Below are 18262 nucleotides of genomic sequence, written 5' to 3' on the forward strand. Positions count from 1 at the left end.
CGACGATGACTATAGCAGAAAGAATACAACATTCGGAAACCAGCATCTTTAAAGCGGTATTTCCCAGTACCACCAACCACTACGATACCCTCTTTGGTGGTACCGCCATGTCACTGATGGATGAAGTGGCATTTATAACAGCCACCCGTTTTGCGCGGAAAAAAATGGTGACCGTATCTTCCGGTAAAATAGATTTTACCCGTCCTATTCCGGCTGGTACAATTGTGGAGCTGATTGGCAAAGTAACGGAAGTGGGGAATACCAGTTTAAAAGTGCTGGTGGAATTATATATAGAAGAGATGTATTCGGATAGCCGGGAGAAGGCTATTTCAGGCACTTTCAGCCTTGTGGCGATTGGGGATGATAAGCAGCCGGTGAGAATTCTATAGTTTTTTCTTGCCCAGGATTTTTTCTTGCCCAGGATTAACGGTGATTATGATGATTTTCAGGATTTTTTCTTGTAATTATAATTTGATTTTAAAAGATTTGGGAAGATCTAAGCGAATTTATCCGCTTAGATCTTCCCGAATCTTTTAAAATCAAAAAAGAAAAAATCCTGAAAATCATCATAATCACCGTTAATCCTGGGCAAGAAAAAATCCCGGGCAAGAAAAATTCCGCTATATGCTAGTATTTATTAAGATCTCTTACGCCGAGTACTTCGGTGGAGATTTCTCCCAGCCAACCGGCTTCCGCACGCTGACCGGTATGTACTTTAATGAAGTCAATGCCGGGTAATTTGACAGGTTTGCCATCTTTGTCAACGGCCCAGTCCAGTTTGATTTTTGAATCACTGTCGTCGTTGCTCAGGTTATCTGAATAGCCCCATGAAAGTGCCGGACATATGAAGTAGGGTTGTGTAGGATCGCTGGACGTATTTTTGATGCCAGCGCTGGATAGTTTGGTACCGGTAAACGTGATACTGTCGCCTTTCCACTGAGGGTAGTAGGATTGATCGTGGAATACGTTCCTGGACAGGTAACCGGAATCTCCTCTGTTATCTTTCCAACGGATATATTTTGCGTCGCTTACATACGCATCGTCCGGGTTCGGCTCACGCACTTTGTTTTCGTCAGGTTTGTAGTAGGTGATCTGGTAGTTCCTGGTGGTTTTGGAGCTGTTGTATTCGGAGCCGGCAATTTCGTACCACTCATCATCCGGCAGTCCGTTTTTATTTTTATCTGCAGACACTGAAATAACCCCCGGCTCTGCAAAGTTGGCGAATGCGTTGCCCAGTACAATGAAAGAGTATTCGCCCGGGGTATTTTTAATAGTATGGTCAAAGCCCATTACCACGTAACCACCGAAACCACCCAGTGAAATCATGTCTTCTTTTGCGAGGGCAGCCAGGGCGTAATCTGCCATTTCTTTTTCCTTGTTGCCGTTTTTCCATTCCGGCAGTGTGTTGGTGAACTGCCCTGGTGCAGGGAAATATTCAAATACTTTGGTTACCTTATTCACTGTTGGACCGGGATAAACAGGATCCGGCGGTGTAACTACCTCGTTTTTATCTTTGGAGCAACTGCTGGCTATCATGGCCGTGATAACGGCTACGAGTAAAAATCTTCTTTTCATAATGTATAATTCAAGTGTGATTATTTGTTGGCTTTTACAAACACAATATGCCCTGGTATGTCGCCCGTAAAGGCCGACCATTTCTTTTTCCCGGTTTTGTCGAAGCAATACAAAGTGCCGGATGACACATAATCTTTTGCATCGGATACAAAGATTTCTTTGGTAGCCGGATTTACGGTAACGCCGTAAGGCATTTTGATTAATTTCTCTGTGCCATCGGTAATGAAGTTGGTGTTCAGCAACGTTTCTGTTTTTACGTTCACCATGTTGTAGGTGATCGTCCATTTACCGGTATTGTAGCTGAATTCAGAGCCATATACGTAGGCGGTATCACCGGAAATAACAATGTCGCTGGCACCGATATCAAATGTTTTCTTTACTTCATCTCTTTTGGTATCGATCACAAAAAGTTTGGATGGAATGCCGCGGTAGTTACCGCGTGAGGTAACATATATGTCGCCGTCGCTATCCGCTTTTACGTGATGAAGATTGATAGCCACATCAATCTTTTTAAGCTCCGTGAAAGTCGTCAGGTCAATGACAGATACGGTGCGGTCGTAGTTGGGTACGCGGTAGCCGCCTGAATTAGCTACATATAATTTGTTTCCCACGATCGCCATTTCTTCCGGCTGATAGCCTACAATTACTTTGCGGAGTACCTGGAAGGTGGTGGTATCTACTTCCGCTACAAAGCCGATAGGTGCATTGGCTTCTATTTTCACTGGGCCGGCATAAGAACTCACATAGGCTTTACCGTTAGCGAAGGTAATATAGCGGCAGTTGAGGATATCGATTTTTCCAAGCCTTTTGGCATCTGCCACATTCATCACTTCCACTTTGTTGGACACGTTGATCACCGCATATAATTTGTTGCCGTAGATCTGGATATCGTTGCCTACATCGCCGAGTTCTTTTACTACCGAAGGATTGTTTTGTGCGTAAATGTTTTTGTGATAAATACCGGTGGTGTAGTCAAAGTAATCCAGGGAAGCCTTGTTGCTGCCCATATTGCCTTCATTCAGCATATACAGGCCTGCATAAGGTGCGCCGGGTTCCGGGTTGGTCACAGGTGTGAGCACCGGCGGTACAATGGTTTCATTTTTTCTGCAGCCGCTGAATATTAGTCCGGTTGCTGCTATCAGTAAACAGGTGTGTTTAAAATGTTTCATCACAATATTTATAATTAAATATTTACGGTTAAAATGAAGCGATAATTTCTGCCCGGCATCGGGTAGCTGATCACTACTTCATAGAACTGGTTGGCCAGGTTATTTACCTGTGCTGTAATGTGAAAGTGTGTATGTTTATAACTGAACTGTTTGCCCAGGGAAATATCGCTGGTATACCATGGCTGCACGTAATTCTCCCGTTTATTTTCCTTGCCGTTATATCGTTCGCCGGTATAAATAAAGCTGTAGTTGGCTTCCCAGTTGTTGAAGTCGGCGGCCAGGATCAGTGAGCCGCTGTTGCGGGGAATATAGGCGATCTGATCGCCATAAAAGAGATCGCCGGGGTTAGTGAAATCCTGCGCACGCTGGAAAGTATAGGTGGCTTTGAGGCTCATATCCAGGCGTTGACGGATACGCCACCCGGCTTTTGCTTTTACATCGAGTCCTTTTATTTTCACCTGTCCCAGGTTCATCATGCTCCACACAAACTGGTTCTGTCCCGGTACTGCTACGATTTTGTCTGTTACTTCGTTGTAGTAGCCATCTAGTTCTATGCCTGCTATCGTGAACCATTTATCTGTGAACGTTTTATTCCAGGTGATGCCGGCGTCGTATTGTGTAGCGAATTCCGGTTGCAGGAAACGGTTACCGATTTCTGTATAGTAGAGGTCATTGAAAGTAGGCATGCGGAAAATGCGTTTGTAGAATGCACGTAAACGCAGATCGGGTGCGGGGAAGGGTTGCCAGGAAATAAATACTGCCGGTGTAAATTTTTGCTGGTAAGGTGCGCCGGCATTTTGTTTTACGGTTTCATTAACGAAGGTGCCGAGTATACTGGCCTGCGCGCTGAACCGCTGAAAGTTCACTGCGGATGCTGCCGCTACCAGGGTGGTATACCTGGTAGGGTAACTGAATTCTTTCAGATCAGCATCGAGTTTTGTCCATTGAAAGTCGCCGGAGAGGGAAACGGTCCACCAGTTGGTTAGCGCGTACTGGTTGGCCATGGATAAATACGTTTCGTATTGGCGATAATGATTGTTTACCGGCAATTGTGCTGTATCCGGCGCCACATAATGCGTATAGTCGTAAGCGTATTTGCCATTCAGCAGGATGCTGTACCGTTTGGTGATATCTTTTCGAAAGGACGATTGTATAAAGAAATCGCGGTCCCACAGCCGGTCCACATGTCCGTATACATTGTTCACAATAAACCCGGGGAGTCCTCTTTCGGAGTTATAGTAATATATTTTTGCGCTCCACTCGCCGCGGTTCATTACCCCGTTTAACCCGCCTTCCACGCGTACGGCGTTAATATCCCCGTTTCTGCGGTAGGCGCTGGTGTCGTAGGCTACTTTTTGCAGGCTGTCGTAAACTTTGTAGGCGTATTTATAACGGCCGGTGGCGCTGGTCCATTCGGTGCTGAAGGAAGCGGCTATTTTATCGCTGATCTTTTGCTGCCAGAGCAGGGAGGGGTTAAACAGTCCAAAGGAGCCTGTTTTAAGCGTAGCCCGCAGGTGAGTTTTTTCACCGGGGGCGAATTTAGGTTTAAGAGAAGTGAGATAAATGGAGCCTGCGGAACCAAAGTCTTTGGCCGGTTGGAAGATATTACTCTTTTGCCCGTTATACAATGCAATTTCTTCCATGTTATCCAGGGAAAATTTGCCCAGGTCTACCTGTCCGTTTTGTGCGTTGCCCAGTTGTATGCCATCATAGAAAACACCGGTATGGTTAGTCCCCATGCTGCGGATATCCACTGTTTTGAGGCCGCCTATGCCGCCATAGTCTTTGATTTGCACGCCGGAGAAGAAGCGGATGGCGTCTGCCACGGAATGGCTGCCCAGTCTGCCCAGTTCTTTGGCCTGCATTTTTTGTCCCGGGCTTACCTCACCGGTAGCACGGGGCGCTGTTACGGACACTTCGCGGAGTGCTTTCTGCTTAATAGTATCTGCCTGCTGGGCCAGGGTGTTTGTTGCCGGCCAGGTGGCGTATACTATTATACATAGCAATCCTTTTGTCAGTGAACAGCTTTGTTCAATGAAACGCATCATTTTATCCTGTTAATATTTCATCAACAGCCTTCGACCACAGAAAAAGGTAATTAGGAAAGCGTCAATATACAGGGCTGGCCCGCAGGTTGATGTTATCCCTAAGCTTCATTCCACGAAAGCTCAAAAATCAGTTGTATGGCAGGTATTCTGACTTATCTCTGCTTCAGGCGACCTTCCCATTGAATGATCAACAGTGGTCTGTGTAGTGATGCCTGGGCATTATTTGGAGACTTACAGCAGCGGGACTGTCCGGGATTTTCACCCGTGTTCCCTTTTAATTATTCATGCCCGGAGCGGACATGGATAAACCATAACGGGGCAAAAGTAGGCTATTATTCTGTTGATTCAAAACAGAAGACAGGTTTGGGGGAATTTCCGCTGTTGGCGGGAAATGTGGTGATGTTCAGGAGATTGTTTATTTAGCAGCTCCTTCGGTGATGCAATCATCTTTACGCCTGGTATCTATGATGTACTGTATTTTCCAGGCGCCATCCAATTGTACCAATTGGAACGAGTTAACACCGCAATGTGAAAATTTCTCTTTGAAATAAAACCGGTAGGGAGTCCATACAGATGCCAGTGTGCCGTCGACCAGGATGGTGCCGAATTCGATCCGTTCGTCTGCGGCGTTGGGCGGCAGTTTTCCGATGCCGGAGGCAAAGTCATCGATGGAAGAAGTATGTACAGGTTTGTCTTTAGAGATGGATTGCAGCCTGGCGTCGGGGGCAAAACAGGCTTTGAGACCGGTGCTGTCTGCATTCCGCAGGGCGGTAAAGAGTTGGTTGATGGTGGCTTTGATGGCATCCGCAGGCGCCTGTGCAGCGGAGAGGATGGGCATTGCAATAAGCAGGAAGAGCAAAAAGGGGCGTTGCATTTTTTTCTTACTAAGATAAATGATTTTGTAACACCTGCTTCTACCACTCATCACGGAGAAACCGTTAGTGGTCCAGCACAATCACATTGGCAGCCGCTTTCTTTTTGGCGGAAGCAATCAGTAATAACGGTAACGCAACTACGAAAATAATTCCTACCAGCAGGAATGCGTCGCTGAAACTAAGTATTGTACTCTGTTTAACGACAATATTGTCGAGCGCTTTTAATGCTTTGCTGTGTGCGTCGGGCGGGGTGGCGCCTTGGCTCAGGAAGAAATGGGTATAGTTGCTGATGCGGGTGGTGACGGCGGGATTATCGATATTAAGATGGCTTACCAGGTCGGACCGGTGTTGGGCATTGCGGTTGGCGAGATAGGTATTCACCATGGCAATGCCAAAGGAGCCACCGAGTTGCCGCATCATGTTATTGAGCGCTGCGCCCTGTGGTATATCGGATGCGGACAAGGAAGACACGGCCAGCGTGGTGAGCGGCACGGTTACCAGCGCCAGGCCAACACCGCGCCATATGAGGAACACGGTGATATCGGCGGCAGTGGCGTCCTGGTTCAACTGCGACATCTGCCAGCTGAAGAGTATAAACAGTCCCATGCCGGCAACTATGAGGAATACCGGCGATATGCCACGTTGCAGCAGTCGCGCGGAAATGATGAGTCCCCCGATGGCCAGGCAGGCGCCGGGCAGCAATAGTAAGCCCGTTTGCAGTGGCGTGAAGTTCAGCAGCCGCTGTGCAAATACCGGTGTCAAAAATACAGAGCTGAATATTCCCATGCCTGATACGAATGTGAGAATGGCGGCAATGCTGAGGTTACGGCTTTTCAATACCCGCAGGTTCACCACCGGGTATTTGATCCGCAGTTCCCACCAGATAAACAGGAGAATGCTGAAACCGGCAATCACCGACAGCCAGGTGATGTAAGGTGCTTCAAACCAGTCGTCGGTTTCCCCGCGTTCCAACACTGTTTGCAGGGCGCTTACCCCTACGGCCAACAGCAGGATACCGGTCCAGTCGATTTTATCATGGTCGGATACTTCGCCCGGTTCTTTCAGTAGTAAATAACAAATGGCCGCCACTATGATGCCGATCGGTATGTTGATATAAAAGATCCAGGGCCAGGAGCAGAACTCGGTGATATAGCCGCCGAGGGTGGGACCTATAGTAGGACCAATAAACACGCCTACACCGAATAGTGCGCTTGCCACGTTTCTTTTTTCTTTTGGAAACAGTTCAAAGATGATGACCTGTGAAACGGAGAGCAGTGCGCCGCCACCGATGCCTTGCAGGAAACGGAATACCACCAGTATCCAGATGTTGGTAGCCTGACCGCACATCATGGAAAAGAAGGTGAAGGCCATGATGGAGCCAATGTAATAATTACGCCGTCCCAGTTTACCAGCCAGGAACCCGGTGATGGGGATGATAATAACGTTGGCAATGGCATAGGCAGTAATGACCCAGGAGGTATCTTCCAGGGTGGAGCCCAGGTTACCGCTTATATGCGATAAGGCTACGTTTACAATAGAGGTGTCTATCAACTCCATGATGGCCGCTGTAATAACCGCCAGGATCAGTACTGTCCGTTGCATTGTTATATTTTATATACCAATCGGTATATTAAAAATGAAAATTTTTTAAGCGTTCCTACCCTGGTTCATTGCGGCAAAAGCGGCGGCGGGGGAGGATAAGCTCAGCTGGTATATTTGTTCGGTATCGCCTACGCGAATTTCGAATTCGTCTTTTTCCAATGCGGCTAAAAATTCGCTGGCTACCTGTTGTGGCGGAATGCCATTGGCGCCGCCGATGTCTTCGGAGAACGCTGTATTTACCAGTGGCGGCATCAGTTCAAATACCCGCAGTGGTGCAATGGAATGCCGCAGTGATAATGTATACGAGCGTAAAGCTGCTTTGCTGGCTGCATAAGTAGAAATGCCCGCAGATGGTGCAAAGGCAACGATGGAAGTTACATTCACAATAGCAGCTTCAGGTTGGCGGCGTAACAGTGGCAGCAATTGTTCTGTAAGCCTGATCACAGCGAAGTAGTTGGTTACCATTTCATCGGTGGCTTTGTCGGCCGCGTTGGCGGTGTCTGACAGTTGGTAGGCATATGCTTTGCCAGCGTTGTTGATCAAGATATTCAGTGCGGGAAAATCCTTTTGCAGGGTATGTACCAGTTTGGTAACATCATTCCCGTTGGTTACATCGCTGACGATGGTGGATACCCCTGGCAGTTCTTTCGCTGCCTGGGCCAGTCTTTCCGGGTTTCTGCCGGTAATGATTACTTTATTATTATTCTCCGTTAAAAGTTTGGCAATGGCCAGGCCAATGCCGGCACTGCCCCCGGTGATCAGCACCGTATTTCCTGATGTTTTCATGTTTTTTTGTTTTTATACCAATCGGTATATTTATAAAGAAAAAATTTTAATTAGAGGTCGTTGATGATTTTTTCCACGGATTGCATGATAGTCTTCCGGTAGTTCATTTTGCCGGTTAGTTTCGCAATCATAATACAGCCTTCAATAATAGCGATCATGGTGAGGGCGGTTTGTTCCGCGTTGGCATGTTTGCTGAATTCTCCCTGTTCTATTCCTTTTTCGATAATGCCGGTGATTGTATTTTTCCAGTTATGGATGGCGTCCGCCGCTTTTTGTTTCAGCAGGGGGTGGGTGTCATCGGCCTCTATGGCCGTATTCAGAATAGGGCAACCGCCCACAGGGAAAGGATGTTTCAGGAAATTCTCATATACATGCACATAAACCAGCAGCTTATCTTTACAGGTTGTTTTTTTGTCCATTTCCTGCCGGATGATCACGCCTACTTTTTTAAGATTGTAATCAAAGCAGGCCATCGCCACTTCATCCTTATTGGCGAAGTTGCCGTAAATGCTGCCTTTTGTTAAGCCGGTAGCGTTGGTCATGTCGTTCAGAGAAGTGCCGGTATAGCCCTTCTCGTTGAAAACAGGGGCCGTCATCTCCACAATAAACTGTTTTGTTCTCTCTGCCTTATTCATTTCTAAGGATGTTTGCCGACACAAAAATATACCATTTGGTATTAAAAATAAAAAATTTTTTTGGCGGCGAGTTTTTTCTTGCCCAGGATTAACGGTGATTATGATGATTTTCAGGATTTTATCCTTTGATTGTATTTGATTTTAAAAGATTTGGGGAGAGATAAGCGAATATCTTCCCAAATCTTCTGAAATCTTTAAAATTTCCTGCCCAGGATTAACGGTGATTATGATGATTTTCGGGATTTTGTCCTTTGATTGTATTTGATTTTAAAAGATTTGGGGAGAGATAAGCGAGTATCTTCCCAAATCTTCCCCAATCTTTTAAAATCAAAAAAATCATCAAAAAAAATCCTTGAAATCATCATAATCACCGTTAATCCTGGGCAAGACAATCCCGGGCAAGAAAACATTCACTTTACTTTATGGTTTCCACCATCAGGAAAATAGGCCGCCGCGTTTCGTCCTGCATCTCAGGGTATTTTTGGATGAGTTCAGGAGAAGGCCCGGGCTCGGAGATACTGTTGATACGGAATCCGGCGAGTATAAGACTGTTGAGCAGTGTGGCGGTGGTGCGGTGGTATTTGATAACGTCGGTATCCAGGAACCGGGTATGCCGCAAGCCTTCATCCTGGTAATGGTCTACCGGCCAGTGCAGGCGGTTGCCGGCAGCATCATGGTACCAGTTCTGCGCGGCATTGGCGGTAAATACGGGATGTTCAACAGACAGTACAAAGCTGCCGCCGCTTTTGAGGCAATCGTATACTTTGCGGCAAACCACTTCATATGCGGCTACATAATGAAGGGCCAGGGAGCTGATCACCACATCAAAAGTGCCGGGAGCAAAGTCAATATCTTCAATAGCCTGCTGCCGGTACTCAATCCCGGGATCGCTGCCGGTGTTCCTGGCACGTTCCAGCATTTTGGCTGAAATATCGACGCCCACAACATGGGCCGCTCCCTGTTCCCGGGCATAGCGGCAATGCCAGCCAAAGCCACAGCCCAGATCCAGCACTTTTTTGTCCTGCAGTGAAGGCAACATGGCCCGGAACGTTTGCCATTCCCCGGCAGCATTAAGGCCATCTACTGAACGGGGCATCCGGCTGTAGCTGTCAAAAAAAGCGGGGTCGTCGTATTTATTCTCTTTCATATCACCTGGATTTACCATGAAAATTAAAAATAGTAAAAAGAGACCAGGATAGTGTATATGCAGTAGCATGCAGACAATGCCGGGCGGCGACAACCCGGCTTTTAGTTAATACGCGTTTTTTTTCTTGCCCAGGATTTTCTTGCCCAGGATTAACGGTGATTATGATGATTTCAAGGATTTTTTTTGATGATTTTTTTGATTTTAAAGATTTCAAAAGATTGGGGAAGATATTCGCTTATCTCTCCCCAAATCTTTTAAAATCAAATACAATCAAAGAATAAAATCCTTGAAATCATCATAATCACCGTTAATCCTGGGCAAGAAAAATTCGCTGCATTTAACACTCCTACATCCTTCCTACCTGGACGGTTTCTATACCCAGTATATTTCCCAGTTTTTCAATCTTGTCTGCAATATGTCCTATTCCGATGGCGCAATGATGCGCGGGGCCTTCTTTACACCAGTTATTGACAAAGGTTTTTATGTCGAGCGAAAATTTATAGCGGCTGTTGGTGTTACCAATTTTCAGAATGGGGCCAGGTACTGAGTTGCCTTCCGCTACCAGTAGTTTTAATTTCCCGTTGTTGGTTTCTACTACTGACAGGAGGGTAACAGGACCATGTTTGACTTTCATTTCAATAGAAAGTCCTTTACCGGGTTTACCGTGATATACACCTAAGGGTCTCAGCAGCGGGCGTCCTTCTGCAATGGCCAGATGGCCGGGGCCATCGTGGCCCATCAGGATAATATCTTCTTTAAAATCCATGCCGTAGAATTCTGTAAAGGAGCCGCCGGCATTGAACAGGTCAAGGATTTTCATGGCCTGTGCATTTTTTACTTCGTATTCTCCTGCTACGGGAACGGCATGTGCGGTTAAGATAGAATTGCCGGTAATAACGGAAGAAATGAGGTTTTCGTATTCTCCTTCCGGTGCGCCTTCGTAGTAATAACAAAGAGAACCCAGCTGGTGATGCGCCACCATTTTATCCAGCGCCACGGCGGTATGGGCGGCGCGTACAATTTCATGTGGCGGGCATTCTTCCAGTACTTCCATTTCCCGGTGGATCTGCTGCATTTTATCACTGATTTCTTCGGGTGTTACCTGTTGATGAAAGCTGGCGAGGTCGCACATTTCAAGATGTTGTATATGTCCGCCAAAGGTAGCTGCCTGCAGGGTAAGGTCTGAGTAAATGTCGAGCATTCCGTTATAGTAATGTCCCAATACGCCGAGCCGGTTATTCCGCATGGCGGTGGCTACGGTGGCTGCCTCTTTCCAGGCGGCTATTTCCTGCCATGCTGCGGTATCATCGAGTGTGCCGGTTACCTGGTAGAACTGTATGCCGGCGCGGTTAAATACATTGGCTATTTCCGGTACGGCGCATGCCTGGCAATTGGCGAGCCATTCGCCGGTCATGATACCACGATCGCCGAGGCTGTTGAACCAGTCGTAGTCAATGGCATCTACAGGTTGCAGGTTCAGGATGACCACCGGTACTTTCGCTTTTTGCACTACGGGCAGTACGGTGGCGGAGAGGGCGTAGGTAGATACGTACAGGAAAATAATACTGACATCTTCCTGTTTAAAGAGGGCAGCAGCTGCCCGCGCTTTTTCTACAGAGTCTACCAGTCCTGCGTCCAGTACGGTAACCGCGTTATCGCCGAGCTTTCCGGCGATGATACGTTGATAGCCCTCAAGCCGTTCTTTCAGTCCTTCAAATTGTGGCCAGTAGGTAGCCAGCCCTATTCCGAATAATCCAACTTTAATATTCGCCATGTCGTATGATCGTTTTTATTTCCCCGCAAGTTGTTCCACATCAAAATCACTCATCATCCCGTAGTCATAGGTATCATAGGCATTTCCTGCGGGGTGCCGTTTCACGTTCAGGAAATGCCAGGGAGATACCAGCCCGGGTCGGGGTTGATTGTGATGCGGCCCCAGGGTGTTTTTCAAACTACCGGAGATCATCACTTCTACGGTGTTGTCACCCTCCCGCATATAGGAAGAAATGTTAAGGGTATAAGGAGGTATGTCGATGATACCTGCTTCTTTTCCATTTACTTTTACCGCTGCTGCGGTGCCTTTCCAGTCGTTTAATTTTACCTGGTAGCTGTTCCGGGTGGAAGCGCGTACCTGTTTTGTATAGGCTACGCTGTGTCCGTACAAAGGCATGCCCATGGTACGCCAGCTGCCTAAGGAGAGCGGCGCTTCTTTCTGTATTTCAAAGCCTTTGTCTGCCGAAGCAAGACTAAAATCCCCGAGTATATACACGGGTTCTATTTCTGCCAGAACGCGCATAGGCGCAGCCGTTATTTCCAGCACATTATCGCCGCTTTTGGCGCGCTGGCTGATGTCATATACTGCAAATCCTTTATCCAGCCACCAACGGCCCTTTAATGGGCGTAACGCTTGCCCGTTCAGGGTCACCTGCCAGATTTCCGGCCGCTCTACCACTGCCTGCATGTTTTTGGTATCTGCACCGTTGATGGTAAAATGATACCTGGCGCTTACTTTGGTATTACGGGAAAAAGTATCCCGCTCTATGGTCTGTTGCTTAAATTGTACGGATGTATTCCAGGGATTGCCGTTACGAAATCCGAAATGTTTGAACGTAATATCTGCTGCTTTTAAAACGTGGATATCATTGTAACTGCTATCGCCTACACGAAGATCACAGAAGTCGACCGTTAGCACATTAGGAGAAAGCCGTTTGATGCTAACCGGCGAGCCTTTTACCGGCTGCCCGGTCTGGGGCGGAGTGTATGATTTACTGATGTGCATGGGTTTATCTGCCGCAAACAACAGCATGCTTCCTGCCGGTGGCAGGTCGTATTGCATGGTGATATAGCCGTTATTGTCTGTTTCCGGATAATCAACTATCTGCCCGGTGCGGAGGTCCATCAACAGCGCATCTTTTCCTTTTATGCGTACCTGTCCGCCTGCATGTTCGTGCATACTGGCGTTGGAGAGGAACAGCAGTTGTCCGTCGTCGAGCACGCGGCGGTGATGATAAAGATCGCCCTGCGTGGTATCCAGTTCCGGGAAGCTGATGGCAGGATCAGGGAGGTATTGCTGTATGGCTTGCTGGTCAGGTACGGGCATGGGGGTAAGCGATGTTTGCTGTAACCAGTTGTTGAGCGCTGTAGCAGGTGCGCCGTTGATATACCGGAGGTTTTCATACAACAATATTTTGCCGCCGGCGGCAGTATATTTTTGCAACAGCTGAAATGTGGCGCTGTCGAGATTTTCCATGCCTGGTGGAATAATAACGGTATGATAGGCCCGCTCGCCCACGATGAATTGATCCTGCGCGGTACGTCCATGATCCCTGATGATATTTTCTGATCCCAGGTCGTATTCTACCTGGGCTTTTTCCAGCCGGGTAATAAAGGCCTGGAAGCTGTTGCCTATTTCGTTTATCCGTGGATTGGATTTATCATAGTTGAAATACATCCATGCGCTGCTGGTGGGCTCCAGTATCAGTATGTCATTCTGTTGTTGTCCTCTCGACAGGGCGAGCGATAAACGGGCGAAATACTGGTTCTGTGGTGTATAATAGGGCCATACCGGGTTCTGATAGGAAAACGACTGCGGGTAATCGTATTTGCGGGCGCCGGTCAGCGTCATGGTAGCCAGGTGCTGGTTGAGGGTGTTAATGCCGAGGGCATATTGCCAATCGCCCAGTCTTTTCATATCCATGAGCGTCAGCTCCCAGCCGCCACCGCCATAGGTTTCACAGAGCGTTCTTTTTTTGCCGAGCTGGTTGGCAACGCTGGCCAGCTCCTTTACTGAGCGGATATTGCCGAACTGGGCGTTGGGACTTTGCTCGTTAAACTGGTTAAACAGCATGTCTATCGCAGGCCGCTGATGCCAGGCATACATGGCCATGTTGTCGGGGCCACAGTTAGGGCTGGGCCATCCGTGTTCCCAGTAGTGGCCGGTCCACTCCAGGCCTTTCTTTTCTGTATAGGCATACATAGGTTTTGACCAGCGGTCAATGAATAGTTGCAGCAGCGTCTGGAAATAGTTATGTCTTGTTTTTTTCCAGTCGCCGGTTTCTTCAAACAGTTCCGGCAAATGCGGCGCCAGGTCATATCCCCAGGTTTGCCGGAAGTGGGCAAACAGATCCGGCGTCCACCGGATGTTACCGCCGCCCTGCACCTCTATGTTAGGCTCGTCTGAAAAAATGCCGGGCACTGTTTTCCCAAATTCTTTTCCCACGCTTTTTTCATAACCGCTCATGGTTACTTCAATAAATTTCTCTGTTACTCCCGGCGCCATGAGGTCTACATAAGAGTAGCCGCCGTACCAGGGGGAGGTATGATAATAAGCTTTATTAAAGAGATAATAGTTGCCTGTTTTTCCCTTTTCTGCGGCCAGTTTACCGGTGATGTTAATAAATCGGCCCTGTTCTTCTTTCAGACAAATAAAAAATCGTTCAGCCGTATCCGGTAGTTGTACTGTTTTAACCAGGTGTAACATTTGTCCCTGGTTATAGGAAGACGGCATCGCAGCTGGTACATGGCCGCCGGCGAAGCCGCTGGGGTAGGAATCTTCATCATAGATCCATACATCAAGACCCAGCTGCTTTCCTTTGTCTGCCGCATGTTTCCACAGATCAAACCAGTCGTCGGAAAGATATTCCGTTACAAGCCCCGGCCGCGGATGAACAAATACACCGCCAAAGCCATGACTTTTAAATTCCGTCATCATTGAGTCAATAATGGCCCGGGTTACTTTTGTATTCCATACCCACAACGGGGCGCTGCCAAATTCTTTGTCGGGCTGCCCGAATTGTTGTTGCAGCCAGGCAAAACTATGTTGACCGGGAACCGGCCGTGGTGTGCCATTTTTCCAGGCGGGAAGTAATAACAGGGCGGCGGCTAAGAGCAACAGCCACCCGCTACGTATCAGTTTTATAAGCATAACGATTCTTTTATTATTTAAACCAGGGGAGAATGGCTCCCTTGATGAGCTGATGTCCTTCTTCATTTGGGTGATTAACCTGTGACATAAATCGTTCGACGGGCTTTCCTGCATCCAGTTGTGTTTTGAAAGCCAGGTAACTATCTGCCACGCCTATATGATATTGCGCGGCGAGTGCATTCAGTTGTGCCGCCTGTAATGCCAACGGATTATCTTTTTTTGATAGATCCACCCGCATATCGGGAGATGGTGTTAGCAGGATTACTTTTATCTTCTTTTTCAGCGCCATGCGGATCATTTTTTCCATGGCTGCCCGGGAGCTGGTTAAGCCAATGGCCTGATCATTCAGGGCGTAATCGATAAACAGTACATCCGGCTGATGGGTGAGTACATCTTTCCTGAAACGCTTTTCACCCTGTACAGAATTTTCGCCGCCAATGGATGTTACAATAATATTGATAACCGCATAGGGATACATTGTTTTTAATGATTGCAGCAACAGGTAAGGATATGCCTGTAAGGTATTTACCACCGGTGTTTTATAGTAGCCGGAGGGTACGGAGTGCCCATGGAATACCAGGTTGACGGTTTTATTGTCCGGCCATTTTTTTTCCAGGGCTGTTTTTATATCCTGCAGGTAAGTGGCCTTGTATGCCTGTGCATATCCACTAACGGATAAGCATATACTATACAACAGGAGCCAGAAACAACAATAGCTTTTTTTCATTTTTCTATATCGTTAATCAGTTGCAGAAACGTGGATCATGTGGCCGTTGCCTGAACAGTACAAATTTATTCAGAAAAGAAAAGGAGGGGGTGTAATATCTGGCTTAAAAAGTTCGTTTTTTGACACAAAAACAAAATAGTATGATTTAAGTGATTATTTTTACCGGCGAATCGCCTGAATGGTATTGCAGGAAAGAGAATAAGGTTATTTTTGACGGGAAAAACAAAGCGTCCGGATTAACTGTTTTATTAGCCATATCGTTATTTTTGATTTTCAGATAAAAATATATTCCGCTACACGAATAAGCTGTTCCGCCATGAAAAAGCATCTGAATTCGGCCATTAAGTACCTGACGATTAATGAAGATGATATCAACTGGGGACTTACCGTTACCACGGTGGCTTTTCAGTCTGTGTCCGCCAACAGCAGGTACCCGTCAAAGGATCATCCTTCCCGTTACTGGTTTAACCCGGATACGGGGAGAATACTGCAGGAGTACCAGTTGATCTACATTACGCGTGGCGCAGGTCACTTTAGTTCCAGCCATCAGAAAAATACGCCGGTGAGGGAAGGCACCATGATGCTGCTTTTTCCCAATGAGTGGCATACCTATACGCCAAAGGCGGAATCCGGATGGGATACTTACTGGGTGGGATTCCGCGGGCAGGTGGCCGATCAGATCATCCGGCACAACTTCTTTAACCGGGAAGAACCTTTGCTGCATATCGGTTTCAATGAGCAGCTGGTGGACCTCTTTAAGCAGTTGATAGAGCTGGCCAATGCAGAGCGCGCAGGTTTTCAGCAGGCCATTTCGGGTATTGCGATGCATATGCTGGGTGCGGTTTATTATACTACGAGAAATAACCAGTTCCAGGATAAAGAGATTGTTACAAAAATTGAGAAGGCGAGGTTGCTGATGCGGGAACATCCTGATGGCGCCATTGCCCCGGAAGACCTGGCCAAAACGCTGAACATGAGCTATTCCTGGTTCCGTCGGATGTTTAAGCAATACACCGGGTTATCTCCCACACAATACCAACAACAGATCAGGGCGCAGAAGGCGAAGGATCTGCTGGTAAGCTCCGGTAAAACTATCAAGGAAATTGCCTACGAACTGAATTTTGAGTCTGCTAATTATTTTACTTCTTTCTTTAAACAAAAGGCTGGCTTTACGCCAGCCGTGTTCAGAAAAAGAAGTCATAAGCCGGTAGCCTGATCAATAGCCCGGGTTATTGGGTGTAAGCTGGCTGTTTACCTGCATTTCAGAGAAGGGCAGGGAATATATCAGCCGGTTGTTATTAACCAGGTAGGCATTGCTGTTTAAGAAACCATATTGTTGTTTCATGGCTACTCCATGGGCGGTCATCACCGGAACAGCCTGACCGGTGCGCACAAGGTCGAACCAGCGGTGGTTTTCAAAGGCCAGTTCTATGCGGCGTTCATGTGCAATGATGTTGCGCAGCAGTGCAGGATCGGTTGCAGTAACAGCGGTTAAACCGCTTCTGGGCACTCTTACCTGGTTTACATATGCCAGGGCTTCGGATGATTTACCCGGTTGCTCATTCAGGCATTCGGCCAGTAGCAGCAATATATCTGCATAGCGGTATACCGGCCAGTTATCATCTGTGTTATTCACATTCGTATGTGCGTGCAGGTATTTTTTTATAAATGGCTTTCCTGTTTTTCCTGCGGGCGCGTGGTAGTTTACAATGCTTTTAATGCTTTCCGGCGCCCAGCTGCCGGTGGCATCTATGGATCCTTCTGCCACTGCGATGGAGGCATCGAGGCGTTTGTCGCCTTCCTCATATGCGTTGATCATATCGTTGGTGGGCATATTCCATCCGCCGATGTTGATATTGTTGTAATCCAGGCCGGTGAGTGGTGTGGTGTGCGCGGAGTGCGGCAGGAACAGGTAAATGAAATTACTTTGCTGGCCCTGGTTGCCCTGTTGATACTGTACTTCAAAGATCGATTCCCGGCTGTTTTTGTTGGCAGGGTTAAATACCGAAGCATAATCAGGTAATAATGCGTATCCCATCTTCGTAATATCTTTTAACAAAGGTTCCGCATCCGCATATTTTTGCTGCGTCATATATACTTCAGCCAACAGGGCTTCTGCGGCGCCTTTGGTGGCATTTCCCGGTTGTGGAAATGTAGCAGGCGCCGCTAATTTCAGGATGGCGTCTTTCACATCGGCAATGATGGTTTCATATACGGCTTCTTTGGCGGCGCGGGGAAGGAAAGCGTTTTCCGTTGTCGTTACTTCTTTCAGGTATAATGGCACACCGCCATAATAGCGGACTAAACGGAAGTAATAAAAGGCCCGCAGGAATTTTGCCTGCCCGATAATATTATTTTTAAAATCGTCAGGGAAATTGAGGCCTTCAATGCGCCCCAGTACAATATTGCTTTTTGAAATGCCGTCGTAGGCGCCTGCCCACATATCATAGATGATGCTGTTGGATTGGTCGTCCCGGAAGTTGTCAATGTTTTCCCGGTATACCAACCCGTTGCCCCTGTCGGATGGGTAAAAATCATAGAATGTATTGTCAGAGCGCATTTCAGCCATCAGGTAGTCGATGGCGAACACCCTTCTCAACGGCTGATAAGCGGCGGTGATGGCCTGAGTAAACTGCTCCTGCGTTTTAAAGAAAGTGGCGCCGGAGGTTTGATCTTCCGGAGTCAGTGAAATGAAATCTTTTTTACAGGCCATCAAACCTGCAGAAAAGCATAATATAGTCAGGATATATTTTTTCATACGGAAATTTTTAAGA

14 protein-coding genes and 1 riboswitch are annotated in these 18262 nt (G+C 47.3%); of the genes, 2 read left to right on the top strand and 12 right to left on the bottom strand.

Translation table 11 applies throughout. The features are described 5' to 3' along the window. The first annotated feature begins 5 nt into the window (after window positions 1–5). Window positions 6–389 (top strand): acyl-CoA thioesterase, encoded by a 384-nt coding sequence (locus KE626_RS29870; RefSeq protein WP_211976735.1) that lies wholly within the window; start codon window positions 6–8, stop codon window positions 387–389. Between the two features lie 238 nt (window positions 390–627). Here the strand turns inward: KE626_RS29870 and KE626_RS29875 are convergent, their stop codons facing one another. The 11 genes from KE626_RS29875 to KE626_RS29925 all read right to left on the bottom strand — a co-directional run bounded on the left by KE626_RS29875 (window position 628) and on the right by KE626_RS29925 (window position 15488). Continuing rightward, window positions 628–1575 carry a hypothetical protein gene (locus KE626_RS29875; RefSeq protein WP_211976736.1) on the bottom strand — a complete coding sequence of 316 codons (948 nt, stop codon included), beginning with the start codon at window positions 1573–1575 and terminating at the stop codon, window positions 628–630. Window positions 1576–1595: 20 nt separating this feature from the next. Next, window positions 1596–2744: a YncE family protein gene (locus tag KE626_RS29880; RefSeq protein ID WP_211976737.1), complete on the bottom strand. Its 1149-nt coding sequence runs from the start codon at window positions 2742–2744 to the stop codon at window positions 1596–1598. 14 nt (window positions 2745–2758) lie between these two features. After that, on the bottom strand, window positions 2759–4792 hold the full coding sequence (locus tag KE626_RS29885; protein WP_211976738.1) for a TonB-dependent receptor: 2034 nt from the start codon (window positions 4790–4792) through the stop codon (window positions 2759–2761). 120 nt (window positions 4793–4912) lie between these two features. Further along, a riboswitch (cobalamin riboswitch) is annotated at window positions 4913–5120 on the bottom strand. Window positions 5121–5207: 87 nt separating this feature from the next. Further along, window positions 5208–5666, bottom strand: a complete 459-nt coding sequence (locus KE626_RS29890; RefSeq protein ID WP_211976739.1) for a nuclear transport factor 2 family protein — start codon at window positions 5664–5666, stop codon at window positions 5208–5210. A gap of 64 nt (window positions 5667–5730) precedes the next feature. Beyond that, window positions 5731–7269: a DHA2 family efflux MFS transporter permease subunit gene (locus KE626_RS29895; protein WP_211976740.1), complete on the bottom strand. Its 1539-nt coding sequence runs from the start codon at window positions 7267–7269 to the stop codon at window positions 5731–5733. Between the two features lie 45 nt (window positions 7270–7314). Beyond that, window positions 7315–8055, bottom strand: coding sequence for an SDR family oxidoreductase (locus KE626_RS29900; protein WP_211976741.1), 741 nt, complete (start codon window positions 8053–8055; stop codon window positions 7315–7317). 50 nt (window positions 8056–8105) lie between these two features. Beyond that, a complete protein-coding gene (locus KE626_RS29905) occupies window positions 8106–8690 on the bottom strand; it encodes a TetR/AcrR family transcriptional regulator (protein ID WP_211976742.1) in 585 nt (194 codons plus the stop codon). Window positions 8691–9105: 415 nt separating this feature from the next. Continuing rightward, the gene (locus KE626_RS29910) at window positions 9106–9837 is read right to left on the bottom strand and encodes a class I SAM-dependent methyltransferase (RefSeq protein ID WP_211976743.1); all 732 of its coding nucleotides are present in this window, start codon (window positions 9835–9837) and stop codon (window positions 9106–9108) included. Window positions 9838–10183: 346 nt separating this feature from the next. Further along, complete coding sequence (locus KE626_RS29915; RefSeq protein WP_211976744.1) at window positions 10184–11611, bottom strand: arabinose isomerase; 1428 nt, start codon at window positions 11609–11611, stop codon at window positions 10184–10186. Between the two features lie 15 nt (window positions 11612–11626). Continuing rightward, complete coding sequence (locus tag KE626_RS29920; protein WP_211976745.1) at window positions 11627–14761, bottom strand: glycosyl hydrolase; 3135 nt, start codon at window positions 14759–14761, stop codon at window positions 11627–11629. 13 nt (window positions 14762–14774) lie between these two features. After that, window positions 14775–15488: an SGNH/GDSL hydrolase family protein gene (locus KE626_RS29925; RefSeq protein ID WP_211976746.1), complete on the bottom strand. Its 714-nt coding sequence runs from the start codon at window positions 15486–15488 to the stop codon at window positions 14775–14777. A 316-nt stretch (window positions 15489–15804) separates the two neighbouring features. Here KE626_RS29925 and KE626_RS29930 point away from each other — a divergent pair, with 316 nt between their 5' ends. Continuing rightward, a complete protein-coding gene (locus tag KE626_RS29930) occupies window positions 15805–16704 on the top strand; it encodes an AraC family transcriptional regulator (protein ID WP_211976747.1) in 900 nt (299 codons plus the stop codon). Here the strand turns inward: KE626_RS29930 and KE626_RS29935 are convergent, their stop codons facing one another. Continuing rightward, window positions 16705–18246: a RagB/SusD family nutrient uptake outer membrane protein gene (locus KE626_RS29935; RefSeq protein ID WP_211976748.1), complete on the bottom strand. Its 1542-nt coding sequence runs from the start codon at window positions 18244–18246 to the stop codon at window positions 16705–16707. Window positions 18247–18262 lie beyond the last annotated feature (16 nt).

This window comes from Chitinophaga hostae (assembly GCF_018224885.1).
GTDB classification, from domain to species: Bacteria; Bacteroidota; Bacteroidia; order Chitinophagales; family Chitinophagaceae; genus Chitinophaga; species Chitinophaga hostae.